Here is a 2,737-nt window from a genome sequence, read left to right as displayed (position 1 = left end):
TTGCGGGCGCAACCGGAACAAGCCCAGGAGCCATCCTCAAGCCGCCAGCCCTTCTCGCTGGCGCAACCTGGACAGCGAAAACCCTCGGACCAACGCAGCCGCTCCAGATAGGCAACGCAGGATTGTTCGTCGGGAAACCAGACGCGAAACTGCTGCCAAGTGCCTGGATAATCAAGCTGTTTCGAGACTTCAGGAGTGAAAACCACAATATCTTGAGTCTACTGTATTAAGGGAGCTACCCCACTTTCGTGAATACCCGCAAGCTCTACGTGATGGCTCTCAAATTGGATAGTTAGTCCCATCTTTCGGCTTGGATAACGACCACGAACATTGGAGCGGCCGCCCCCTACGGGACGGGAAGGATTCGAAGATCGAATTTGATCGATCAGGCATCGTGCTTCATGCGAGAGACCAACCTGCTCATACCATGCAATCAACGTTTCCGGACTGAGCATTCACCCTCCGAACGGACAGTGGCTTATTCCTGCTCTACCCTCGAACTCGCTATCATGACCTTCGTTGGCGTATCGATTTTTTATCGTGCGCCGACTGAGGAGTTGATGTGTTCTTCGCTCCTTTCTTCTTTAGCGCCTCGACATAGCGCACTGTCGCGTCAGTCAAGAGTTCCTGCATCAAGTGGCCGTTCTCAATGGCGGAGCGAATTTCAGGTACCAGTCTTTCGGGAATGTAGATTGAAAATCGGCGCGGCCCTCGACGACCATACAACACATAACTACTGTGGCCTTGACCGGAGGCACACATCACGCACTTGCTTCGGATACAAGGACTCTTTCTCAATGAGAGAGACCCAACTGCAACTGGCCAGAGCTCTTGAGCCGCCTGAATAAACCAGCGCTGCACTTCTAACGTCGGTCTCTGATCCATGTACGTGTGGCCACCCTCACACGTACAAAGTAGCCCACATTTTCTGGGGCGACAACCTGCGGAATCAAAACAGTTACGTTATGTCCTCATGGCAAAACTATGGTTCCAATCCGCACTCCGGCAAAACTATGGTTCCAGAATCACACTTCGTGATAGCCAGAATGTCTGCCTGGCCGGCATTATGAATGCCGGATGCGGCAAAACTATGGTTCCAAAACGGCAAAACTATGGGTAAAGTGACAACGAGAGTGACGAGGAGGAACTGGCAGTTAGAGCGACCGTTGCATGCATTCAATACATGCGGAGCGAGATGTGTGACTTGCTCCATAGCTTTGAAACCGTCGACGAAAACACGTCTGGTCGGCTCTTGTCGGCAACTTCCGTAAAGGTCTGCAATGGCTTTCGACTCGCGCTCCCGACGGGAGCTTGTTACACATGGAAGGGGTCCATTTTGAGAGGCACGCCAATCGAACCCGATGAGCGAGTCGAATTTGATTGGCGATTAAAGAGATCCGGTATTGACGCTCGACGCGAACTCGCCACCGAATACGTCCCGCGGAACGAGCAGAGCGAGCCAGTTAATGTACAAATCGCATTTTTGACCCTCTCTGCTTCTTGATCGAGAGTGATCTGCACGGCTGGCTGACAACATTTTCAAGTACCCCCGGCCCTGGCGAACCTTGATGTTGCGCCATCTCCGCCAGCAGTCCCTCAACGCACTGTGCGAGACAGGAACATTGGCTGTACGGCTACTGTGCCGGTCCTGCTGGCCCAGTTCCGCTCTCACCTGGACCAAGGGCTTCAAACCAGTAAATCGCCAGACAATTACGTATCGGCCGCGGCGTCGCCATTCAGTTGCGCTTCCTCAAGCACGCCTCTCGGAACCTCGGCTGTGCGAGGCAAGAGGATGGTGAGCGCCGCTCCCCGGCCGCCATCGCTACGCGGATGCAAATGGATGCTTCCACCGTGCCGTTCGACAATCTCCTTGGTCGCCCATAACCCGAGACCGGTGCCGACATCCTTCCTGACAGCGAAGAAGGGCTCGAAGAATCGATCCGCATCTTTCGCCGCGATGCCGGGTCCACTGTCTTCAATCACCAATTGGACGGTGTCGCTCCGTTCCCAGTAAATTTTTCCATCCCATAGCAAAAAAGAGGCGGATAAAGGTATCCTTACTGCGGGGCGGGCACGCGCCGCTCCGGGGTGTGGAAACCCCGAATACGACAAAGGCACGCCGCGAGGCGTGTGATCTCCCTTGCCTTTGGGTCGGGGAGCCTGTGACGTATGTCCAGGCCCCGAGCTAAAGGTCACAGGAGCCGTGCCGTATTCGGCTTTCCAACTCCCCGACCATGGGTTCTAAGGGCAGTTTGCGGGGGCGCACCGCAAACATCTTTTCCCAAAGCCTTGTTTGAGGAGTGAAGCCGTATGCCTCCTGAATTCAAACGCGAACTGGACGGCGCGGCCGAGATCGATTACAGGTTCCTCGTGGAGAACAGTGCTGACATACTGTGCAGCGTCGGCCTCGATCATGTGATTCACTACATCTCCCCATCCTGTCTTGAGATTCTCGGCTGGCAACCAGCGGAGATGATCGGAAAGAACCTGTGTCGGTTCATCTTTCCTGACGATATGCCAGCTCTCGAAGACCTCGAGGTCGGCAAGCCGCCGGATGGCATGGCCTACACTCACGCTCGGGTCCGTTTCCTAAGGAGGCGCTTCCGGCTATTTAGTGGGTAGCGGCGCCAGATCGAGGCCGCCGCAGTGGAAGTAGATGGCGTGGATGAAGTTCTGCTTGTTGCGGAAACCGCGCGCCGTGTACTTCACCCACTGAATCTTGGCGTTGATCGATTCG

At 55.1% G+C, this 2,737-nt stretch carries 4 protein-coding genes; 1 reads left to right on the top strand and 3 read right to left on the bottom strand.

The window, feature by feature from the left end; all coding sequences use genetic code 11:
- Window positions 1-209, bottom strand: a 209-nt coding sequence (locus ROO76_06670; GenBank protein ID MDT8067835.1) for a transposase, incomplete at its 3' end; no start/stop codon positions are given.
- 1,501 nt (window positions 210-1,710) lie between these two features.
- A complete protein-coding gene (locus tag ROO76_06665) occupies window positions 1,711-2,118 on the bottom strand; it encodes an ATP-binding protein (GenBank protein MDT8067834.1) in 408 nt (135 codons plus the stop codon).
- A 192-nt stretch (window positions 2,119-2,310) separates the two neighbouring features.
- On the opposite strand from ROO76_06665, the gene ROO76_06660 reads away from it, so the two are divergent.
- The gene (locus tag ROO76_06660; GenBank protein ID MDT8067833.1) at window positions 2,311-2,622 is read left to right on the top strand and encodes a PAS domain-containing protein; all 312 of its coding nucleotides are present in this window, start codon (window positions 2,311-2,313) and stop codon (window positions 2,620-2,622) included.
- Here ROO76_06660 and ROO76_06655 read toward each other — a convergent pair.
- On the bottom strand, window positions 2,608-2,730 hold the full coding sequence (locus tag ROO76_06655) for a hypothetical protein (protein ID MDT8067832.1): 123 nt from the start codon (window positions 2,728-2,730) through the stop codon (window positions 2,608-2,610). The two genes, ROO76_06660 and ROO76_06655, sit on opposite strands and share 15 nt — an antisense overlap.
- Between the last annotated feature and the right edge of the window lie 7 nt (window positions 2,731-2,737).

This window comes from Terriglobia bacterium (assembly GCA_032252755.1).
GTDB lineage: Bacteria > Acidobacteriota > Terriglobia > Terriglobales > Acidobacteriaceae > JAVUPY01.
This window is presented reverse-complemented; position numbering and strand designations above follow the sequence as displayed.